General features: G+C 60.3%; 15 protein-coding genes and 1 riboswitch. Of the genes, 7 read left to right on the top strand and 8 right to left on the bottom strand.

Annotation, left to right across the window (positions count from 1 at the left end; all coding sequences use genetic code 11):
- Window positions 1–43: 43 nt before the first annotated feature.
- Entirely contained in the window at window positions 44–1855 is a 1812-nt protein-coding gene (locus tag RTCIAT899_RS04345; RefSeq protein WP_015339015.1) for an acyl-CoA dehydrogenase family protein, read from the bottom strand.
- A 289-nt stretch (window positions 1856–2144) separates the two neighbouring features.
- Here RTCIAT899_RS04345 and RTCIAT899_RS04340 point away from each other — a divergent pair, with 289 nt between their 5' ends.
- Window positions 2145–3146 carry a transporter gene (locus RTCIAT899_RS04340; RefSeq protein WP_015339014.1) on the top strand — a complete coding sequence of 334 codons (1002 nt, stop codon included), beginning with the start codon at window positions 2145–2147 and terminating at the stop codon, window positions 3144–3146.
- A gap of 168 nt (window positions 3147–3314) precedes the next feature.
- Here the strand turns inward: RTCIAT899_RS04340 and RTCIAT899_RS04335 are convergent, their stop codons facing one another.
- On the bottom strand, window positions 3315–3785 hold the full coding sequence (locus tag RTCIAT899_RS04335; RefSeq protein WP_015339013.1) for a BA14K family protein: 471 nt from the start codon (window positions 3783–3785) through the stop codon (window positions 3315–3317).
- A gap of 245 nt (window positions 3786–4030) precedes the next feature.
- On the opposite strand from RTCIAT899_RS04335, the gene RTCIAT899_RS04330 reads away from it, so the two are divergent.
- Window positions 4031–5041, top strand: a complete 1011-nt coding sequence (locus RTCIAT899_RS04330; protein WP_041677251.1) for a glycoside hydrolase family 25 protein — start codon at window positions 4031–4033, stop codon at window positions 5039–5041.
- Between the two features lie 109 nt (window positions 5042–5150).
- Here RTCIAT899_RS04330 and RTCIAT899_RS04325 read toward each other — a convergent pair whose 3' ends face one another.
- Both RTCIAT899_RS04325 and RTCIAT899_RS04320 read right to left on the bottom strand, forming a co-directional pair.
- A complete protein-coding gene (locus RTCIAT899_RS04325; RefSeq protein ID WP_015339011.1) occupies window positions 5151–6239 on the bottom strand; it encodes an FAD-binding oxidoreductase in 1089 nt (362 codons plus the stop codon).
- Window positions 6240–6241: 2 nt separating this feature from the next.
- Window positions 6242–7486 carry an aromatic ring-hydroxylating oxygenase subunit alpha gene (locus tag RTCIAT899_RS04320; protein ID WP_015339010.1) on the bottom strand — a complete coding sequence of 415 codons (1245 nt, stop codon included), beginning with the start codon at window positions 7484–7486 and terminating at the stop codon, window positions 6242–6244.
- A 97-nt stretch (window positions 7487–7583) separates the two neighbouring features.
- A riboswitch (cobalamin riboswitch) is annotated at window positions 7584–7787 on the bottom strand.
- Window positions 7788–8136: 349 nt separating this feature from the next.
- Here RTCIAT899_RS04320 and RTCIAT899_RS04315 point away from each other — a divergent pair.
- The 4 genes from RTCIAT899_RS04315 (at window position 8137) to RTCIAT899_RS04300 (ending at window position 11869) form a co-directional block, all read left to right on the top strand.
- On the top strand, window positions 8137–8754 hold the full coding sequence (locus RTCIAT899_RS04315) for a DUF6656 family protein (protein WP_015339009.1): 618 nt from the start codon (window positions 8137–8139) through the stop codon (window positions 8752–8754).
- Window positions 8755–8812: 58 nt separating this feature from the next.
- On the top strand, window positions 8813–9787 hold the full coding sequence (locus RTCIAT899_RS04310) for an L-threonylcarbamoyladenylate synthase (protein WP_015339008.1): 975 nt from the start codon (window positions 8813–8815) through the stop codon (window positions 9785–9787).
- Window positions 9788–9817: 30 nt separating this feature from the next.
- Window positions 9818–11248, top strand: coding sequence for an FAD-binding oxidoreductase (locus RTCIAT899_RS04305; RefSeq protein WP_015339007.1), 1431 nt, complete (start codon window positions 9818–9820; stop codon window positions 11246–11248).
- 69 nt (window positions 11249–11317) lie between these two features.
- A complete protein-coding gene (locus RTCIAT899_RS04300; RefSeq protein ID WP_015339006.1) occupies window positions 11318–11869 on the top strand; it encodes an MOSC domain-containing protein in 552 nt (183 codons plus the stop codon).
- A gap of 300 nt (window positions 11870–12169) precedes the next feature.
- On the opposite strand, the gene RTCIAT899_RS04295 is transcribed toward RTCIAT899_RS04300, so the two are convergent.
- Both RTCIAT899_RS04295 and RTCIAT899_RS04290 read right to left on the bottom strand, forming a co-directional pair.
- Window positions 12170–15127 (bottom strand): DNA translocase FtsK, encoded by a 2958-nt coding sequence (locus tag RTCIAT899_RS04295; RefSeq protein WP_015339005.1) that lies wholly within the window; start codon window positions 15125–15127, stop codon window positions 12170–12172.
- 219 nt (window positions 15128–15346) lie between these two features.
- Window positions 15347–17863: a DUF1217 domain-containing protein gene (locus RTCIAT899_RS04290; protein WP_015339004.1), complete on the bottom strand. Its 2517-nt coding sequence runs from the start codon at window positions 17861–17863 to the stop codon at window positions 15347–15349.
- Window positions 17864–18181: 318 nt separating this feature from the next.
- On the opposite strand from RTCIAT899_RS04290, the gene RTCIAT899_RS04285 reads away from it, so the two are divergent.
- Complete coding sequence (locus RTCIAT899_RS04285; protein ID WP_015339003.1) at window positions 18182–18748, top strand: DUF6101 family protein; 567 nt, start codon at window positions 18182–18184, stop codon at window positions 18746–18748.
- 74 nt (window positions 18749–18822) lie between these two features.
- On the opposite strand, the gene ubiA is transcribed toward RTCIAT899_RS04285, so the two are convergent.
- A complete protein-coding gene (ubiA, locus tag RTCIAT899_RS04280) occupies window positions 18823–19785 on the bottom strand; it encodes a 4-hydroxybenzoate octaprenyltransferase (RefSeq protein WP_015339002.1) in 963 nt (320 codons plus the stop codon).
- A gap of 74 nt (window positions 19786–19859) precedes the next feature.
- Entirely contained in the window at window positions 19860–20642 is a 783-nt protein-coding gene (locus tag RTCIAT899_RS04275) for a MipA/OmpV family protein (RefSeq protein ID WP_376766852.1), read from the bottom strand.
- Window positions 20643–20848 lie beyond the last annotated feature (206 nt).

The raw sequence follows: 20848 nt of genomic DNA, 5'->3' as shown, positions 1-20848 counted from the left end.
TTCGGACGACATCCTGCTCTACTTCTTTGATTCTAGAGCGGATTCAGATTTTAGGTCGAATAGACCTAAAATCATCCGACTCTAATGCAGCGCGGGCGGCTTCGAGGCTCGATGCGCCGGCGATGACCCGATCGGAGAGAGCGGCGGTTTCGGCTAGGAGGTTTTCGGCAACGAAGCGGCAGAGTGCGATGCGCCTGGCCCCCTCGCCGTCACCGGCATCGGCAAGGCCACCCTTGGCCAGATAAGAGCCTGTCAGCACGAGGCCGAAAAGCCGCTGGTAAGGCGTGGCACCCGCCAGTGCTTCGGCAACGGCGCCCTCTGCCTGTTTCGACAGGAGCCATTCGCTCGTCTTTTCCAGATCGGCAATGGCCGCCTGCAACCGCGGCGCCGTTTCACCGAAACCATCCAGATTGGACTTGGCGACGGAATCGGCGATCTCCCGCAGTTCACCAATGAAGCCGCGCATGTGGTCGCCGTTGGCGATCGTCAGCTTTCGCGTCACCAGGTCGATGGCCTGGATGCCGTTGGTGCCCTCGTAAATCGGTGCGATGCGGGCATCCCGCAGCAGGCGCGCGGCGCCTGTCTCCTCGATAAAGCCCATGCCGCCGTGGACCTGGATGCCAAGCGAAGCGACATCGACGCCGGCGTCGGTGGAGAAGGACTTGGCAATCGGCGTCAGCAAGGCGGCCCGCTCCTGCCAATATCTTGCTCTCTCGGGATCGCGATGCGACATGTCGATCGCCTGCGCACAGGCGTAGCAGATCGCGCGCGCGCCTTGAGTCAAGGTTTTCATCGTCAGCAGCATGCGCGCGACATCGGGATGCTCGATGATCGGGCTCATGCCCGAGGATGTCGTACCCGGCGCGCGGCCCTGGGTGCGCTCCCGGGCATAGGCGATGGCCTTCTGGGTCGCGGCTTCAGCAATCGCGACACCCTGGATGCCGACAGCCAATCTGGCATTGTTCATCATCGTGAACATGCAGGCGAGGCCTTTGTTTTCCTCACCCACCAGCCAGCCGACGGCGCCCTTTTCCGCACCATATTTGCCGTCGCCGTAAATCATCGTGCAGGTCGGTGAGCCATGGATGCCGAGCTTATGTTCCAGCGAATGCACGAAAAGATCGTTGCGGGCACCGAGCGAGCCATCCTCATTCACAAGGAATTTCGGCACGAGAAACAGGGAAATGCCGCGCGTGCCGGCAGGCGCATCCGGAAGGCGGGCAAGAACGAGATGGATGATGTTCTCGGTCGCTTCGTGATCGCCCCAGGTGATGAAAATCTTCTGACCGAAGATGCGATAGGTGCCGTCATCGCGGCGTTCGGCGCGGGAGCGCAGAGCGCCGACATCGGAACCCGCATGCGGCTCCGTCAGATTCATGGTCCCCGTCCATTCGCCGGAGACGAGCTTTGCCAGATATGTCTTCCTGAGGTCTTCGCTGCCGTGAGCCCGTAACGCTTCGACCGCCCCCATGGTCAGCGTCGGCGCCAGGCCGAAGGCCATCGAGGCGGAATTCCACATTTCCAGCGTGGCGATATTCAGCATGTGCGGCAAGTCCTGCCCGCCGAACTCCTCCGGCGCGGTCAGGCCATTCCAGCCGCCGGCGATCCAGTCGCGATAGAGCTTCTCCCAGCCATCGGGAAGGACCACCTTGCCATCCACCAGCCTTGCGCCTTGCTTGTCACCGTTCTCGGCGAGCGGCTCCACCGCCTCGCCGGCGAAACGCCCGGCTTCCGACAGGATAGCGTCGACAAGATCGGTGCCGAGATCGCCGAGAATGCCCTCTTCCATGGCACGTTCCATGCCGGCGACATGTTTCAGCGTGAACGCAATTTCTTCGACAGGCGCCTTGTACATGATGGTTTCCTCCGGATCGGTACTGGCAATGACCCGCCTCACCCGGACCATCGACCATTTGTGGCTATAGCTAGTTGATTTTTACGTAAACGTCAATTTTTTCAAATGGCAGGAGGTATCGATTTCCACCGCCTCGCGAACCCGAACGTGACATGCGTCTTACGCGCGTCGAGCGGCTGTGACATCGCCGCCCATATCCGCGATTATTCCGCCAAAGCGCGGACTTGAATAAAAAACCGTCATGAATGAAGACTAAGGCGACTGTTCAGACAAAGCGAACGATGCCCCCATGAATACGCTCACGTCAGCCAATACCATACCAGGCTTTATCTGGGCATACCGTCTCCGCCCCGATGAAACCAAGCCGGAGCGCCTGCCCGACGATACCGATCGCTCGAGGCTGTTCGGCGACGACGGCTTTCTCTGGCTGCATCTCAATCTCGTGGATGCTCGGGTGCCGGCTTTCCTAGAGGATGCGCCCGGACTGAACGAAGCCGCCCGCATAGCGCTGACCACGCATGAAACACATGCCACGATTACGGTCGACGAGCAGATGCTTTTCGGCACGTTGGTCGATTTCCAGCGCGACTTTGCCCACAACACCCACGATATCGGCTGGCTGCATTTCGCGCTGACCGATCGCGTGCTGATAACCACCCGGCTGCAGCCGCTTCGCAGCCTGGACCGAACCCGGGTGCTGATCGAAAAGAACGCCGCACGATTTTCCAATCCCGTGGATATTTTCGAGCTGATCGTCGTCGAGTTCCAACGAACCCTGATCTCCGTCGTCATCGAGATCAGCGAAGAGTTGAATGCCATAGAGGACTTCGTCCACGGCAATACGTCGCGCGACGAGCGCGCCAAGCTTCCGCCCATCCGCAGGACGATCGTGCGCCTGCATCGCCATCTGCGCACCGTTCTCTCGCTGATGCGCCATGCCGCCGCCTCGGACGATGAGGAAATGCCGCTCGGCTTCGAGGATGTCGCGGGCCGGCTGACGGGGCGCCTCGAAGCGGTCGAACACGACGTCTATGCGCTGCAGGAACGGGCGAGGCTGTTGCACGAAGAAATCGATTCCAAGCTCGCCTCCGAGATCAACCGGCATCTCTATATCCTGTCGATCATGACCGCATTTCTGCTGCCGCCGACGCTGGTGACCGGCTTCTTCGGCATGAACACATCGGGGTTACCGTTGGCGGGCGGCGCAAGCGGTACTGGATATGCGGTTGGGTTCATCATCGCCTCCATGCTGCTGGCATGGTGGCTGCTCAAACGGGTCAATATTCTCTGACGTCGAACCATGCAAAAAGCCGCCCGGCGGGAAACCGGACGGCTGGCATTGGCAATTCTGAAAGCGCCGCTTAGAGCAATTCCAGGAAAAGTGCGCAGCTGTTTTCCGTCCGGAATTGCGTGAAAAGAGCTGGAGCGGTTCAGAGATTCCGTGAAAAACTGAACCGCTTTAGAAATACGGCGAGTAGCACTGACGGCGCGGGCCGGAGTTCGGCTGGAACGTATTGTCGTAAGCGCGGTAGGAACGATAGCGTCCCTCGCACCATTCGACATGACGCGGATTGATGCCCGCGCTCGGGGCCGGAGCCGGCTCGTAATAGCGCGGCTGGCTGGCGATTGCGCCGCCAATCAATGCGCCGGCGCCGAAGGCAGCCAGCGGGAACCAATAGCCGTCATGATAGCGATAGCCATGACGATAGCCGCCGCGATAACCGCGGTAGCCGCCATACCAGCCGCGGCGATAGTAACCACCGTGACGCCACTGTACCTGTTCGACATTATCAGGCGCGGCCTGGGTGGGCGCGGACTGTTTTACGACCGGTGCGGCGGGCATCTGCATGGCGAAAGACGGTGTGAAGCTCGTCAGGGCGACGGCAGCAGTCAAGGCGGCAGTCGCGATTTTTGCACGGAAACCAAGCATTTTCATCTCCATTCCCTGGTTCGGCTTGCTGCTCAAGCCTGTAGGCGTTTCATGTCGGGAATGCTTCCCGAGCAAGGTTTCGCTGCCTTTCGTCGTATATCCGAATAGACGACAAGAAACGCGGCAGCGCGTTATTTAGTTCCTCAAATCCCTACCGATTTAAGGAGTTACGAGGGGCTCCACGATGAATTTATAGTGATTGCTTTCTTAACCCGAGATTAACCAGCAATCCTTACTATTATTTCATGAAAGGATACCGAAAGAGTAACCTCCTCATTTACAGCTTGCTGACGATCCTGGCCCTGATGGGGCCGGTCTCCAAGGCTTCGGCCGGTGAAAGCCAGCCCTGGGGCGACCCGAAAAACGCCCTGATTGTCGATGCTTACGAGCTGAACACCATCGACTGGACTGCATTCCTTCAGGACAAGCGGATTGCCGGCTTCATCTCAAAGGCGTCCGACGGACTTCCTGAAAGCTTCAGTTGCACCGGCGACCATGGCGGCGATACGGTGGCCCATTGCAGGACGATGTGGCGCAAATACGCCGTCAGCCGCGAGCTGTTTCAAACACGCCGCATGCTGGCGAAGACGAATGGCCTGTTATGGGGCGCCTATCATCTGGGACGGCCCGGCAATCCGACCGACCAGGCCAATCATTTTCTCGATTATGCCGATCCGCAACCCGATGAGCTGATGGTGCTCGATATTGACGGCATGGATGCGACGCAATTCATGTCGCTCGACGATGCGCAGATCTATGTCGCCCACATCAAGGTCAGAACCGGGCGTTATCCCATTCTCTACGTCAATCACAACACGGCGCGTTATATCGCCGATCACCGGGGCATCTATCCGCTGCTGTCGCGGCTGCCCTTGTGGTATGCGCGCTACAAGCCTGATGTCAAAGGCACTTTCCCACTCGGCAACTGGGACAATTATGCCATCTGGCAGTTTGCTTCGTCGGACAATTGTTCGGAGAAAAGCTGCCCCTATCGGGTCCCGGGCACGCTTACCGATATCGATGTCAACGTCGTGCCGATGACGAAGGTTCAGCTCGCTGGGATCTGGCCGCAGGGCGATCTCCTGCCGGCGAAACCGCTGCCCGCGCCGGACCTGACGATCGCGCTCGCACAGATGTGCAGCGGGCCGCGGCAGATGCTCGTTTCCCTCATGCTCGAGGTCGACCCCGTCGTCACGGCCTCGACCCCGCAAACCAAGCCGGTCGAGATCAATGAGCTGAATTACCAGGATTTCTAGAGCGTGATGCCAAAAAGTGTGGGCGGTTTTCGGACGACATCACGCTCTACTTCTTTGATGCTGGAGCGGATTCAGATTTTAGGTCGAATAGACCTAAAATCATCCGGCTCTAGGCCTCGATCTGCACATCCGTCTTCGGGCGCGAGCAGCAGGCGAGGATGTAACCCTCGTCGATCTCGTCATCGAGGATGCCGCCATTGTGGCTCATCTCGACTTCGCCCGAAAGCTTCAAGACCCGGCATGTGCCGCAGAGGCCGGATTCGCAGGCCGCACCGATGCGCACGCCGGCGCCCCGCGCCGCCTGAAGCACGGTCTGGCCCGCAGCACAGGCCACATCCTTGCCCGCCATCGTGAAGCGGATCGTGGTCGCCGCCTCGCCGGAAGCATCGTCGGAGACTTCCGCAAGCGGTGTCGCCGCATTGGCCGGCTGGAAGCTTTCCTGATGGTAGCGCGACATGTCGAAGCCATGCGCTTCGAGCATCGAGCGCACGGCATCCATGAAGACTTCCGGGCCGCAGCAGAAGATGGTGCGATCCATGAAATCGGGCGCCAGCAGGCCGATCTTCGCCTTGTCGATGCGGCCCTTCAGCCCCGACCAGAGATCGGTGCGGCCGCAGCCTTCGACGATGAAGCCGAGATCGAGGTTCGGCATGAAGCGGGCGAGATATTCGAGCTCGGAGCGGAAGATGATGTCCGTCGGGCTGCGCGAGCAATTGACGAAAGTAATGTCAGACAGTGGTGCTATGTCCGACATATACCGCGTCATCGACATCATCGGCGTGATGCCGGAGCCGGCCGAGACGAAGAGATATTTCTCGCCCGGATGACGGATGTGGCTGAAATCGCCAAGCGGGCCGAAAGCCTTGATGCGCATGCCCGGCTTCAGGTTCTCGAACATCCAGCGCGTGCCGATGCTGTCTTTCTGCGCCTTCACCGTCACGGCGACCGAGAAGGGCCGCGACGGCGTGGACGACAGAGTATAGGTGCGCATGACCGGCTCCGGAGCCGTCGGCAGCTCCAGCGTCACGAACTGCCCCGGCAGATAGCGGAACCAGTTGTCCTTGTCGGACCCGAAGGTGAAGGTCATCACATCGGGCGCTTCGGGCGTAACCGAGAGACATTCAAGCAGATGCTGCCTGTCGTTCCAGGGCTGCATCTGGTCGAGGTGACGATGCGGAAGGGAGACGGTCATGTTCATACTCAGGCTACCGCCGACAGCTTGGCCTGGTCGCCTTGCAGCCGGTTGATCATGAAAGTCGTGTACCATTCGACGAACTGCATGACGCCGCCTTCATGGATTTCCGAATAGGGACCGGGCTCATAGGCCGGCGAGCGGATGCCGAAGGCATTTTCCTCGACGATGCGGCGATCCTGATCGTTGGTTTCGGTCCAGACGTGGGTCAGCTCTTCCAGATTGTAGTCGACACCTTCGACCGCATCCTTGTGAACGAGCCACTTCGTGGTGACGGCGGTTTCCTCGGCGCTGATCGGCAGGACGCGGAAGGAGATCGCGTGGTCACCGAGCATGTGGTTCCATGTCGTCGGATAGTGGAAGAGCAGCATGGTGCCGATGCCGTTGATCGTCACGTCGGGCGAGAGCGGCCGCCTGACGGCATTCTGCCCGGACATGGTGTAGCTCTCGGCACCTTCGATCAGCGGCATGCGGGCGGTGCGGAACTGTCCGTCAGGAGAGATCTTGAATTCGCTCGGCAGGCCGGCGGCTTCGCAGCGTGCCCAGTGCTCGGTGATGACGGGATCGCTCATCGCGCCCTGCACGCCGGTCACCGTCGGAGCTTCCGGGAAGGTGCGGCAGAGTTCGGGGTGATTGGCCGCGCAATGGTAGCATTCGCGGTTGTTTTCCCAGACCAGCTTCCAGTTGCCCTTTTCGATAATGGTGCTCTGGAAGGCGACCTTGGCTTCGCTGATACGGTGCGGGGCCATGTAGGGCTCGATCGTGGCGCGAACGGGTGCGAAATCGGGAGCGTTCTGCGCGAGGCAGATGAAGATGTAGCCAGCGACACTTTCGCAGTGAACCGGCTTCAGCGAATGCTGGCTCTTGTCGAAATCCTCGGCCATCTGACGGGCAAAAAGCAGCGAGCCGTCAAGTTCGTAGGTCCATTGGTGATAGGGGCAGACGAGCTTTGCCGACGATCCGCGCTCGGTCGTGCAGACGCGCGAGCCGCGGTGGCGGCAGCTATTGTGGAAGGCGCGGATGACCTGATCGCGGCCACGGACGATGACGACGGGATAATCGCCGATCTGGACGGTGAAGTAATTGCCCGCACGCGGCACTTCGCAATCATGGCCTATGAACAGCCAGTCGCGATAGTAGATCGTCTCCATGTCGAGCTTGAAGTAATCCGGATCGGTGTAGAAGGGTTGCTCCAGGCTCAAACCCGTCCGGTGGTTCTTCAATTGCCGCAGAACTTTGCTGCCGATATCCATTTGCCTATCCTTGCGCAATACCGGAAGACGAGCAGAGGACATGCAAGGCCGTTGGGGACGGCCGAAAGCAATGCCCCGACCGCCCGCCGCGGTCAGTAAACCATATGTGCCCAAGGCTGGTTTCCGGGCTCTGGAGCGGCCCTGTTGCCAGGACCCCATGGCACCTTCCCAGGCCGATCGGCCCAGTGGCTTTATCCGCCATGCCTCACTCCACCACCGTTGCGGGGGCAGCGCCGGATTTTGACCGGCTTCCCAATTCTCCGTCTCCCTAGCAGACGGCACCTTGAGATTGATATCATCATAGCTCTCGGCCGCGTCTGCCGCTGCGCTGCAATGCGACATCGGCTTCGAATTTGACGACAGGTGAAACAGGACGATAGGACGGTTGCATGGCGTGAGAATATTGACAGGTAATTCAATTGCTTGGGCGTCTGCATCGGAGATGGTCAAAGCATCGCATATCCATTCCACCAATGACGCTTTATCCTGATTGCGACAGGTCAGCGAACGGCCGGCAATCAGGCAAATAATGGGCGGCAGAAAGCGCCAACGGAGCCGCTATCGGGGCGCCTTCAATCCGGCACGATCAAGCTCGGCTCAAGCTCCGTGATCCATCATGTCACCCAAAGAGTTTTATAGCGAGATCCGGCATGGCCAAACTCAGATATTTCGACGCTGGGAAGCCCGCCGAGCCCGAACCGGCGCAGCCGGTATCGACGACGGGGTACACCGAATTCCTGCGCACCGGCCGCATCAACCGCAACAGGCCGCATTGGCTGGCGGAAGAGCGGGAATATCTCACCCACGAACAGGTGGCCGAACACACGGCGCTGAAGCTCAGGGACGCCGGCGAGAAGACCCACGATCGGCTCAACAATTTCCATAGGTCCATCCGCTTCCCGAAGCTCATCTTTCATCACACGCTGAAGGACACGCCACATCTCGGCTATTGCCACGTTACCGCGGCGCGGACGCAGTTCGCGCATTATGAAGACGTGAACTGGGCTTTCTACATCGCCAATTTCTTTGCCCGCATCGGCCAGGAAGAGAACTTCTTCGAGGACATCAGCCTCAAATATTCGCGGATGTATTTCGCCGTGGCCATCCGTCCGGACAGGCAAGCGGAAGACAAGAAGCTGACGATCAATCGCGATGTCAGAGGCAACGGCGTGCTGTTCCACACCCACGATCCGCAGATCGCCATCCGCAACGTTCTCCTGCTCGGCGCCCGCAACGAGCAGCTTCGCGACATCATTCGCCAGCTTTGACGATTGATCCAAAAACTCGAAGAGCATAAGAACGGCCTGAACTGCAAGCAGGCAGGCCATGGCACGACACATAAACATTCTCGAACATCCGCAAACCGCTATAGAGGTTGCAACGGCGACGCTTGCCCAGGGCCTGCCGATCGGGCTGCCGACAGAGACGGTCTACGGCCTTGCCGCCGATGCCACCAATCCCACAGCCATTACCCGGATCTACGAGACGAAGGGGCGGCCACGCTTCAATCCGCTGATCTGCCATATGAGCGATCTTGCCATGGCGGAGCGCTATGCCATCTTCGACCCGATCTCGCGCAAGCTCGCGGAAGCCTTCTGGCCCGGCCCGTTGACGCTGGTTCTGCCGCTCAAGCCTGATAGCGGCATCCATCCGCTGGCAACCGCCGGCCTCGACACGGTCGGCATCCGCGTGCCGCAGGGCTTTGCCGGCGAGCTGATCCGCGTCTTTGACCGGCCGCTTGCCGCACCGAGCGCCAATACCTCGGGAAAGATCAGCGCCACCAATGCTGATCACGTGAACGACGACCTGGGGGAGCGGATTACTCTTATTCTCGACGCCGGATCATCGGTCGTCGGCGTGGAGTCGACGATCGTCAAGGTCGAGGATGGCGAGATGCGCCTGCTGCGACCGGGCGGTCTCGCGGCAAGCGAGATCGAGCGGGTGGCCGGCAAGGCACTGAAGCGCAAGAAAAAGGCTTCCGCTGCCATCGAGGCGCCAGGCATGCTTGCTTCGCATTATGCGCCGGGAGCAGCGGTGCGGCTCGACGCCACGGAGGTTTCCGCAAGCGAGGCGCTGATTCGCTTCGGCGCGCCAGATATTCCCGGCAGCGAGAACGCCGTTGCCGTGCTGGATCTGAGCGCGAGCGGCGATCTCTCGGAAGCCGCCGCAAACCTCTTTGATTTCATGAAGCGCGCCGATGCCACAGGCGCGACAACGATTGCCTTTTCGCATATTCCCGACGAGGGCCTCGGCGAGGCCATCAACGATCGGCTGCGCCGCGCAGCGGCTCCCAGAGAATAAATCGCCTGATCTTTCGGCAAAGGACACGCCATGAGCAGCTCCGCCACCTCTTCCGACCTTCTCGATCGCTTCGCCGGCATCGTCGGTGAAAAACATGCCGTGCGCGACCCGACGGAAATTGCGCCGCATCTGGTGGAAAACCGTGGGCTCTATCATGGCGCTTCGCCCATGCTGCTGAAGCCCGGCTCGCTGGAAGAGGTTTCGGCCATCCTCAAGCTTGCCAGCGAGACCGGAACGGCCATCGTGCCCCAGACGGGCAATACCGGGCTTGTTGGCGGGCAGACGCCGCGCGAGGGCGGCTCGGACATCATCCTGTCGCTGGAACGCATGAACCGCGTGCGCGATATCGATCCCGTCGGCAATACGATGATCGTTGACGGCGGCTGCATCCTGGCTGATGTCCACAAGGCGGCAGCCGAGCATGGCCGCATGTTCCCGCTTTCGCTCGGCTCGGAAGGCTCTTGCCGTATCGCCGGCAATCTTTCCACCAACGCCGGCGGCACGGCCGTTCTTGCCTATGGCAACATGCGCCAGCTCTGCCTCGGCCTTGAAGTCGTGCTGCCCACCGGCGAGATCTGGAACGGCCTGCGCCGCCTGAAGAAGGACAATACCGGCTACGACCTGCGCGATCTCTTCATCGGCGCAGAAGGCACGCTCGGTGTCATCACCGGCGCTGTACTGAAGCTCTTTCCGCAACCGCTCGGCCATCAGGTCGCCTTTGCCGGCCTGCGATCGGTCGAGGACGCACTGACACTGTTCAAGAATGCATCCAGCCTCTGCGGCACGGCGCTGACCGGCTTCGAGCTGATGCCGCGCATCGGTGTCGAATTCACCACGCGGCATATTCCGGGCGTGCGCGATCCGCTGGAGACGGTGCATCCCTGGTATGTTCTGATCGACATCTCCACCTCCGATTCGGCCGAGACAGCCGAGCGGATGATGACGGCGCTGCTCGAACAGGGCTATGAGGCCGGTCTGATCCAGGATGCGACCATCGCCAGCTCGGAAGCACAACAAAAGGCCATCTGGCATATGCGGGAGAGCATGTCGGACGCGCAGAAGCCGGAAGGCGGTTCGATCAAGCACGACGTTTCCGTGCCGGTGGCGCAGATTCCGCAATTCATGGCGGAAGCCGAAACGGCCGTTGTCGCCGCCATGCCTGGCGCCCGCGTCTGCGCCTTCGGCCACATGGGCGACGGCAATATCCACTACAACATCTCGCAGCCGGTCGGCGCCGACAAGGCCGAGTTCATCGGTCGTTGGCGCGAGATCAACAAGATCGTGCACGGGCTTGTGCTGCAGCATGGCGGCTCGATCTCCGCCGAGCATGGCATCGGCCAGCTGAAGCGCGACGAGTTGGCTTCCATCCGCTCCGATATCGAGATGGACCTGATGCGACGCATCAAGACGGCCTTCGACCCGGCAGGCATCATGAATCCGGGCAAGGTCCTCAAGGTCTGAGAGCTGGTCGGCTGCCTTAACGGCCCGCGAGACACGCTCTGAATCTAGGTTGTCATGGAAGGGTTCAGCATGGGCGACAAGCGCATATATGTGACATCGGTCAGCAGCAGCGGCGTGCACGAGTTCAGCAAGCAGACCAAGGATCATATTCAACTGCTGACAGGGCTTGGCGTCGAAGGCGATGCGCATATGGGGGTGACGGTGAAGCATCGCTCGCGCGTCGCGGTCGATCCGACCCAGCCCAATCTACGCCAGGTACACCTGATCCAGGAAGAGCTGTTCGACGAGCTCACCGAAAAGGGCTTTTCCGTTTCGCCGGGCGACATGGGCGAGAATATTGCCACCCGCGGGATAGACCTGCTTTCGCTGCCGCAAGGCACACGCCTGCATATCGGCGCGGAAGCGATCGTCGAGGTGACGGGCTTGCGCAATCCCTGCAAGCAGATCGACGATTTTCAGAAGGGACTGCTGCATGCGGTGCTCGACAAGGGTGCCGATGGTGGGCTGGTCCGCAAGGCGGGGATCATGGGTATTGTCTCAAGGGGCGGTCGGGTGCAGCGAGATGACGCCATTCACGTCGAGTTGCCGCCGCTGCCGCATGTGAAGCTTGAGCGTGTTTGATATCGGAATCAATGTGATGCGTTCCGCATAACGAGAAATCGGCTCTCAGTGTACTGAGCCTCTGATACCCCCCTCTGTCACTTACGTGACATCTCCCCCATATGGAGGAGATTGTTGGGAGTATGTCGCAACGCTTCGCCAAGTCATTGCGCTTCAGTTTCTGCGGGCAAGATGTTTGTTTGAGGCGACGAGGTGCTGCGGATTACCAATCTCCTCCATGGGGGGGAGATGTCGCGAAAGCGACAGAGGGGGGTGCGCACTCTCCGCGACGACCGCAGCCAGCGTCATCCCCCTGCCCAATCAATCGAAGTCTTCCTGACCCGAATTGCCGCCGCCATTGCGGTTGCCGGTGATGATCTCGCGTTTGCCGACATGGTTGGCGGGGCCGACCAGGCCGTCCTTTTCCATGCGCTCGACGAGCGAGGCAGCGCGGTTGTAGCCGATGCCGAGGCGGCGCTGGATGTAGGAAGTCGAGCACTTCTTGTCGCGCATGACCACCTTGATCGCCTGTTCGTAGAGATCGTCGCCGTCTTCCGAGGCAATCGCGCCCTTGTCAAAGACAGCCGTATCTTCTTCCTCGTCTTCCTCGTCCTCGTCGGCGGTAACCGTGTCGAGATATTCCGGACGGCCCTGCAGCTTCAGGTGCGCCACGACCTTCTCGACTTCCTCGTCGGACACGAAGGGGCCGTGAACACGGGAGATGCGGCCGCCGCCGGCCATGTGCAGCATGTCGCCCTGGCCGAGGAGCTGTTCGGCACCCTGCTCGCCGAGGATGGTGCGGCTGTCGATCTTCGACGTGACCTGGAAGGAGATGCGGGTCGGGAAGTTCGCCTTGATCGTGCCGGTGATGACATCGACCGAAGGACGCTGCGTCGCCATGATCAGATGGATGCCGGCGGCGCGCGCCATCTGCGCCAGACGCTGGATCGCACCTTCGATCTCCTTGCCGGCGACCATCATCAGGTCGGCCATTTCGTCGACGATGACGACGATATACGGCATCGGCGTCAGGTCCATTTCCTGTTGCTCTTCGATCGGGGCACCCGTGCCCTTGTCGAAGCCGGTCTGGACCATGACGTGGATCGTCTCACCCTTTTCCTTGGCGGAGGCGACGCGGCTGTTGTAGCCGTCGATATTGCGCACGCCGAGGCGCGACATCTTCTTGTAGCGATCCTCCATCTCGCGCACCGCCCATTTCAGCGCCATAACGGCCTTCTTCGGATCGGTGACGACAGGGGTCAGCAGATGCGGGATACCGTCATAGACAGAGAGTTCCAGCATCTTCGGATCGACCATGATCAGGCGGCACTGTTCCGGCGTCATGCGGTAGAGCAGCGACAGGATCATCGTGTTGATCGCGACCGACTTGCCTGAGCCGGTGGTACCGGCGACGAGTAGATGCGGCATCTTCGCGAGTTCCGCGATGACGGGCTCGCCGCCGATGGTCTTGCCGAGGCCGAGCGCCAGCTTGTACCCGCTCTTCTCGAAATCGGGCGAATCGATCATCTCGCGGAAATAGACGGTCTCGCGGTTGACGTTCGGCAGTTCGATCCCGATGACGTTGCGGCCCGGAACGACGGCGACGCGCGCCGAGAGAGCCGACATCGAGCGGGCGATATCGTCTGCGAGGTTGATGACGCGCGAGGATTTGACGCCGGGCGCCGGCTCGAATTCATAGAGCGTGACAACGGGGCCGGGGCGGACATGGATGATCTCGCCCTTGACACCGAAATCCTCGAGCACGCTTTCCAGCAGGCCGGCATTCTGCTCCAGCGTTTCCTGCGTCATGATCACGCCGGAACGAACGGCAGGTTCCTGTAGCAGTTCGCGCGGCGGCAGCTCGTATTCGCCGTCAGCGGTGCGGGCGATCGGCCGCCATTCAGGCGGCGTCAGCGATGCGGGCCGGCGCGGCGAGATCCGCGATGGCGGTGCGTCGATCAGGCGCTGAGCAGCGGCTTCGACTGCGGGGATCGTCGGCGCAGCCTTGGCGACCGGTTGGGCAGCAGCCGGCGCGGTGGCCTTCGTCGGCATCGGCGCCACGACCATGACAGGCGCGGGCCGGGTTTCAGCTTCGGCACCATAGACGGCGGTTACGAAAGCGGGCGGCACGAATGTTTCGGCTAGCGCCACCACCGTCTGCGGCTCGGCAGCAGGTGCTTCGACGATGACGTCGGCCGCCTCGACGACGGCGGCCAGAACGGCAGCCTCAAGCGCGGCAAGCTCGTCCATGGCCGGCGTGCTGATATCTGCTGCTGACAATCTGGAAACAGTTTCGACGTGAGCTGCGATCCCGACTGCTGGAGACGGCACCACAACGGGCTGCGGCTCGACCGCAGCTGCCGGGCGGCGGCACTCGACGACGCGGAACTTGGCGATGATCGATTCGGCATCGACCTCCGGCTTGGGCGTCGCCGGCTGCTTCGACTCGCCCTTGAGGGCGGAAACGAATTCGCCATCGAACGGCATCGCATCCCAGAAGGCAAAATCGGAAAGATGGACAAGACGCGACTCGACCACAGGCGCGGCTAGGGACTCGGGAACAGTTGACTGAACAGGGGAAGCATCCAGCGCGATCGCAGGAGCTTTCGAGAATGCGGTAGCGATAACGGTCATCTCCAATGCGTCCGGCTCGGTTGCCGGGGAATTCTGAATCACTGTCGGAATATAGCCTTCCACCACCAGCGGCATGTCTTCGAGTGCCGGCAGATGAAACTCTGATGATTGCATCGGCTGCTGAATGACGGCGGCGACCGGAGCCTCGACGGCGGGCGGCTCCATGACCCGCATCGCGGCGTGCGCGGAAGCCTGCGGCCGGATCTCAGCCTTCGGCTCGGCAGGCGGGCGGCGGCTGATAATTTCATTTTCGCGGGTGCGGGTGAAGCGCACATTCGGCCCCATCAGGAAGGCATTCTGCCAGCCGGGCGATGCGAGATCTTCCGCGGAGATCCCCTGCGGCAGAATCGGCATTTCCTGCTCGCTGGTAACGGCGGCGGCCTGCAGCGCCTCCACAACAGGCGGCGGGGCCGCGGCGGTGCGCTTCCTCACCTCTTCGGCAAGGCGCCTTTCCTCGGCGTGACGCTGCTCTTCAGCCTTGCGCTTGGCTTCGCGGGCGTTGCGGATCTTCTCTTCCAGGAACGCGCGGCGAGCCGCGATCTGCTCGGCACGGCGCGCCCCTTCGGCCGCCTGCTCCGGGTCGAGATCGCCCTCCGGCTGGACGCCTTGCGAGGCATTGGAAAGTGTCGTTCGGGAAAGACGCATGAGACCTGCAACCCAGTCATTGATATTGCCGTTGGCTTCTCAAATCGAATAGGGCAGGGATGGTTAATAAGTTCCTTCCTGCGCTTGTGGAAAGCAGCCATTCCGCACCCGGAAAATATGTCCGAATATTCTCGAAATCTCTGTGGAAACAAGGGCATGACGCAGCTCATCCGCACGGAAGTGCGGCAATGAGACAGGTTAAATTTTTTGTCAGGCCCGTTAGCGCGATGAGGACAGCTGCGCGATGGAAAGCAGCGTATCGGCGCTGATACCTACGCCCGGGGAGGAACTCGTCAGAATCGAAAGCGCAGGGGATGTTGAGGAGGTCGTATTGTTCTGCAGGTCGTACATGGCCGAGAATCGCTGCAGCAGCCGATTGAGCTTGTCGGGATCGTGCAGGTCGCTCACATTGATGAAATTGCCGAGCATCTTGGCCTGGGTATCGACGTCCATGTTGGAGATCGAGCTCGGCAGATTGAAGGTGGTGGTAACGACCTCATAAAGGGCGGCATCACCCATGATGTCGTAGATCGAATTGATATCAGGCGCCTTGCGCTGGAAATAAAGCGCCAGGCGTACGCCGGGATTGCTGTCACCTTGCTGATCTTCCAGCGTCTGATGCAGGAAGAGATCATTGGTCGCTGAAAGCGCGCCCTGATTTTGCGCCGTGCCGAGCTTGCTGTCGGTCAGGTTGCCGTCGGTGCCGAAATTGAACGCCTCGACGATACTCTTGAACTTGGCACCGTCAGCCGTATTGATGAAGCTCTTCGCATCGGACGGATCGGAAGCGAAAGCTTTCTTCAGCGTCGCCGTATCGACCGTCTTCGGATCGATACCGTTAGCCGTCAGGATGAAATTCGTAAGTTTGCTGTCGGCCAGCAGACCCGTGACGCTGGTCACCTTGACGATGTTGGAGGCGAAATAGGTGCCGGCTGTCTTGGCGTCGTTGTTGGCCTTGGTCAGTTCGGCGCCCGACAGTCCCGCCGTGCTGTGGCTGGAATATTGCGAGATATAGCTGTTGATCTGCGTCTGCGACAGGGACTGCACCGGCGCTTTCAGATTGCCTTTGCTGTCGAAATTGAACGCCTTGGCAAGCGCGGTGAACCGGGAATCCTTGAGCGAGTTGACGTAGCTCTTCGCATCATAGGGATCGCTTTCGAGAATCCTGGTCAGCTGTGACTTCGTGACTTCGTTTTCACCGATTCCATAGGCGCGCAGCGCCATCTGATAGAGCTCCGGCGCGCTGTCATTGGCGGCGCTGCTGTCGGAGGTGTTGCTCGCAAAGAAATCCTTGATGGTCTTCACGTCGGCGATGCGGTTCTTGTAGTTGTTGACCGCATCCGTATTCAGGTTCGACTGCGACGACAGGTAGTTGCTCATATAGGCCTTGGAGGCCGCATCGATCTCGCTTTGGGACTGCGCCGTCTGGCCGGAAGCAAGCGTCCCGTCCGACTGGAAATTGAACTGGGAGACGGCGTAAGTCAGGCCGAAGATGGCGGCGGTCGTCGGATCGGCGAAGGCGTTCTTGAAGACGGCGGCAGGCGTCGTCGGATCGATGCCGTAGGCCGTCTTGATGTAATCGAAGAGACGCGTGTCCGATGTCAGCTGGTCGACCGACGTAATGGAGCCGATATGATTCTTGTAATAGAGATCGTTATCGGCCGCGCCGACGCTCGTAACGAACGAGGGCACGGTGAAATTATAGGCGCTCATCACATCGGCCTGTTGGCTGAGCGTCTGCGGCCCACCCGGATAGTTCGCGGTATAGCCGGCCGTGGTGGCGCTTATCTGGCCGGACGTCTGCGCCTGCGAGCCGGATGCGACGGTGCCGTCGCTTTGGAAATTGAACTCGGCCATGACGGCGGTCAGCCCGTTTGAACTCGCGGTAGCGGCATCCTTGGCCGATGCATTGAACTGATCCGCGGTGATGTAGGACGGGATATTGAAAGCCGTCTTGACGTATTGGAACAGTTGCGGATTGGACGTCAGCTGGTCGACCGACGTGATGTTGCCGATATTGGCCTGGTAATAGGCCGTGTCGCCATCCGGCGTCGATGTCTTGACCGTGCCGTCGGCATTGAAATTGAATTCCGCCACCAGAGCCTTGTCGGCGGCGCTGCCGTTCTGATTGACGTAGCTGTTCGGATCGCTGGGATCGCTGGTCAGCATCTGCTTCAGAGCCGAGTTCGATACATAGGTCGGATCGATGCCATAGGCCTGCAGCACGTAATTGCGCAGGCGGGTATTGCCGAGCAGGTCATCAACCGTCTTAACCGAGGCGATGTTCTGGCTGTAATAGCTCGTTTCGGTCGCCGCCGACGTCTCCTCATTCGTAAACGACTGTTGGTAAAGCCCGATGAGGTCATCTTCCTGCGTGCTGGTTTGCGCGGTATTCGTCGAGCCCGTCGCGCTCGTGCCGAAATTGAACGCCGCAGCGAATTCCTTATAGCGCGGATCGGTGAGCTTATTGGCGAAACTGCTGGAGTCGCTGAGGTCGCTGGTCAAGACCTGTTTCATAAAGGCCTTGGCATAGGTCATGTCGGAAAGCCCGTAGGCTTCCATCGCATAACTGTATAACTGATAGTCATTCAGGAAGCTGTCGACGTCTTTTACTTTGCCGATATTGGCATTGTAATAGTCGATCGAGCGCTTGTTTTGCGACTGCTGCGCCACCTGATTGAGGGACGTCGTCATATCTCTGGTTGCGATCGTATAACCAAGATAAGTGGAAATCATCAGCAGAATCCCAATAGATCTCTAATAAAAGCGGCGAATCTGGCTGACATTATTTCATATAAACCTTACCCGAGACTTACAGGCACTCACCCAATGCGTGCACCGTATCGATGCACCACCCTGCCCTGTATTCACCTTATGGAAACCCTGATGCATTCAACTTTGCTAACCATTTGAGGACGCAAAGTTTTCTTAACCTCGATTTTTAAGCTGTCTGGAAGGGACGGTGCCTAATCTGCCCAACAACGAGAGGACAAAAGTTCTCCGAGAGAAGACCGGAACAACCGGCTCTCAGGTAAAGCAAGGGTAGAGAAATCGATGACTAATACCGTCCTGAAGCCCGACTGGGCTGGAACCACACTGCGGCTTGATCCGGCGCGCTTCCCGCAACAGGTCAGCTATGCCATGCGAGGTGCCGAGGGTGACGTCACCATTACGATCGACGAGCGCGGCGCAGTGCTGCGCAAGATCCTGCCGTCCAGCGGCCTGCCGCTGTCCGTCGCCTTGCCCAAGCGTGCATTCAAGGGTGTTGCAGCCCGCGCCATCGACCATGGCGATGGCGAAGTCACCGTCACGCTGGAACTGCATCACTCCGATCCGGATCTCTGCATCCCCCTTCTCGTCGCTCATGACTTGAGCGATATCGCCGCCGACTGGCGCTCCTGGTCGGAAGCCTTCCGTATTCCCATGCTGATGATCGAAGCCGACGGCGTTGCCCGTCCGCTGGAAGAACATCTCGGCGGCGTCCGCTCGCAGGACAGCCAGCCGCGTCGCCGCCATTCCTACTTCGCAAACCGCCGCCCCCGCTTCCTCGTGCGTCGCACGACGGGCAAGCTCGGCATCAAGATGAAGATCCAGGGCCGCGAGATCATCGCAAGGCATTGAGCCGATCCGACCTGAAACTAAGACCCTTGACATCGGCCGCGGGAAACAACCTCGCGGCCGATGTCGTTTCGTCCTCAGGGAGCGAGAAACAGGAACGACAGGAAAAGGCCGGCGAAGATAATCAGCCCGACCCGATTGTTCGATTTGAACAAGGCCAGGCATTGCTCGCCGTCGTTGATGTCGAGCACTGCGATCTGATAGGCGAACATGCCGCCGGCGACCACCAGGCCGAGATAAGCGAGCCAGCTTGTTCCGACAAGCGCAAAAGATAGCAGCAGCAGCAGCAGCGTCGCGCCATAGAGTCCGATCAGCCAGAGGCGCGTCTGATCGCCGAAAAGACGGGCGGTCGAGCGCACGCCGATCAGCTCGTCATCCTCCTTGTCCTGATGCGCGTAAATCGTATCGTAGCCGATGGTCCAGAGGATGGCTGCGAGATAGAGCACGATCGAGGCAAGCGACAGGCTGCCGAAGAGACCCGCCCATCCCATCAGCGCACCCCAGGAAAAGGCAAGGCCAAGGAAGAATTGCGGCCAGTCGGTAAAGCGCTTGGCAAAGGGGTAGAGCGCAACGATGCCGAGCGACAGGACACCGAGCGCGACGGCAAACCAATTGAACTGCAGCAGCACCAGCAGGCCGACCAGAGCCTGCAATGCGATGAATACCTTGGCCTGCAGGCGCGTTACGCGGCCCGATGGCAGCGGGCGCGAGCGCGTGCGCGCCACGGACATGTCGATCTCGTGGTCGACGAGGTCATTATAGGCACAGCCGGCGCCACGCATTGCGACGGCGCCGACGAAATAGAGGAAGAGGTGATAGATCACCACGAATCCGGGAGAGCCCTGCCCCGAGGCGACGGAGGCATTGGCCGCAAGTGCCACGGACCAGAAGCATGGCCACATCAGCAGCTGCCAGCCGATCGGCCTGTCCCAGCGTGCAAGCTGGGCGTATGGCCAAAGCGTCGGGGGCAGAACGCGGTAGACCCAGTTGCCGGATGGCGCGTCAGCGACGCGCCCGTTGATGTCGCCTGTGTTTTGCATAGGCGAGTAGTAGTGACATCCGGCACCCGAGGTCAAGCGGCGAGGCCATGACGAGACATGACCTCGCCCGTTGCTCAGTTCATCGTGAAATTGAACTTGTAGCTGGCGGAAACGCCGATCAGCAGCTGGTTGCGGTCGCCACGCTCACGCACGAGGCTGCTGTCGGCGGCAGGGCCGGTGAGCCGGGTATATTCGAGGAAGGTGCTGGTGGTCCAGTTCTGAGAGGCCTTCCAGGTCAGGGCGCCGCCGAAGCCGACGGATTTGACGCCGCCGCCGGGCTTGTAGCCGCTGAGGCCGGAAGCAGCCGATTGGCGCGCATTGACGCCGTAATAGGTGTCGAAATAATCGCTGCTGGCGAGCGTCATGCGCGGACCGGCGGAGGCGCGCAGCTCCGGCGTGATGTCGGTAAAGGCATCGACCGCGGCATCGGCGACGACGCCGCTATGGGCACGAATACCCTGGCGAACTTCGACGCGAGCACGCAACCAGTCTGTCGGATAGGCTTCGGCAAAACCGCCGGCTTCCACACCCCACTTGACCTTCTTCAGCCCCTTGAGCTCGCGCCCATCGCCGCTGTCGCGGCTCGGCACGAATTTGCCGACGATGCCGACGCGGAATGCATCGCTTTCGATCAGGGCAAAGGACGGATTGTCGTTGCGCGAGGAAAAGCGCGGGCCCGGGCCTTGCCGGCCGATAGACACGAGCGGCGACCATTGCAGCTTGTTGTGCTTGCCGCCTTCGAACTTCGGTGCCGAGAAACCGGCCGCACCGACGCTTAAGTACCAGTCACCCGACCACAAATGCTGGCCATCGCCAGCCTCGGCAGCGCCGGCACAAGTGACGGAGAGGCCGAAAATGAAAAGAAAACGCGACTTTGCAAACACACTGCAACTCCATGATACGCAATACAAAGGGCCTTACGACCCGAGAGTTGCTGCAAATTATGCGGATCGCGTTACCGCTCCCTTAACCACAAGACGACGAATTCGATCAGAACATCAAATTCATCTTGGTTCAATTCGGACGCCGCTCGACATGCGGCCGCCTATCGCATTGATTTAAT

Origin of the sequence: Rhizobium tropici CIAT 899, from assembly GCF_000330885.1 — a bacterium.
Lineage (GTDB): Bacteria > Pseudomonadota > Alphaproteobacteria > Rhizobiales > Rhizobiaceae > Rhizobium > Rhizobium tropici.
The sequence above is the reverse complement of the archived record's forward strand: the minus strand, read 5'-3'. Positions and strand labels throughout refer to the sequence as shown.

Coding starts and splice junctions, on each gene's coding strand:
- RTCIAT899_RS04345 (WP_015339015.1), bottom strand. CDS start 1,855: ATGTACAAGGCGCCTGTCGAAGAAATTGCGTTCACGCTGAAACATGTC.
- RTCIAT899_RS04340 (WP_015339014.1), top strand. CDS start 2,145: ATGAATACGCTCACGTCAGCCAATACCATACCAGGCTTTATCTGGGCA.
- RTCIAT899_RS04335 (WP_015339013.1), bottom strand. CDS start 3,785: ATGCTTGGTTTCCGTGCAAAAATCGCGACTGCCGCCTTGACTGCTGCC.
- RTCIAT899_RS04330 (WP_041677251.1), top strand. CDS start 4,031: ATGAAAGGATACCGAAAGAGTAACCTCCTCATTTACAGCTTGCTGACG.
- RTCIAT899_RS04325 (WP_015339011.1), bottom strand. CDS start 6,239: ATGAACATGACCGTCTCCCTTCCGCATCGTCACCTCGACCAGATGCAG.
- RTCIAT899_RS04320 (WP_015339010.1), bottom strand. CDS start 7,486: ATGGATATCGGCAGCAAAGTTCTGCGGCAATTGAAGAACCACCGGACG.
- RTCIAT899_RS04315 (WP_015339009.1), top strand. CDS start 8,137: ATGGCCAAACTCAGATATTTCGACGCTGGGAAGCCCGCCGAGCCCGAA.
- RTCIAT899_RS04310 (WP_015339008.1), top strand. CDS start 8,813: ATGGCACGACACATAAACATTCTCGAACATCCGCAAACCGCTATAGAG.
- RTCIAT899_RS04305 (WP_015339007.1), top strand. CDS start 9,818: ATGAGCAGCTCCGCCACCTCTTCCGACCTTCTCGATCGCTTCGCCGGC.
- RTCIAT899_RS04300 (WP_015339006.1), top strand. CDS start 11,318: ATGGGCGACAAGCGCATATATGTGACATCGGTCAGCAGCAGCGGCGTG.
- RTCIAT899_RS04295 (WP_015339005.1), bottom strand. CDS start 15,127: ATGCGTCTTTCCCGAACGACACTTTCCAATGCCTCGCAAGGCGTCCAG.
- RTCIAT899_RS04290 (WP_015339004.1), bottom strand. CDS start 17,863: ATGATTTCCACTTATCTTGGTTATACGATCGCAACCAGAGATATGACG.
- RTCIAT899_RS04285 (WP_015339003.1), top strand. CDS start 18,182: ATGACTAATACCGTCCTGAAGCCCGACTGGGCTGGAACCACACTGCGG.
- ubiA (WP_015339002.1), bottom strand. CDS start 19,785: ATGCAAAACACAGGCGACATCAACGGGCGCGTCGCTGACGCGCCATCC.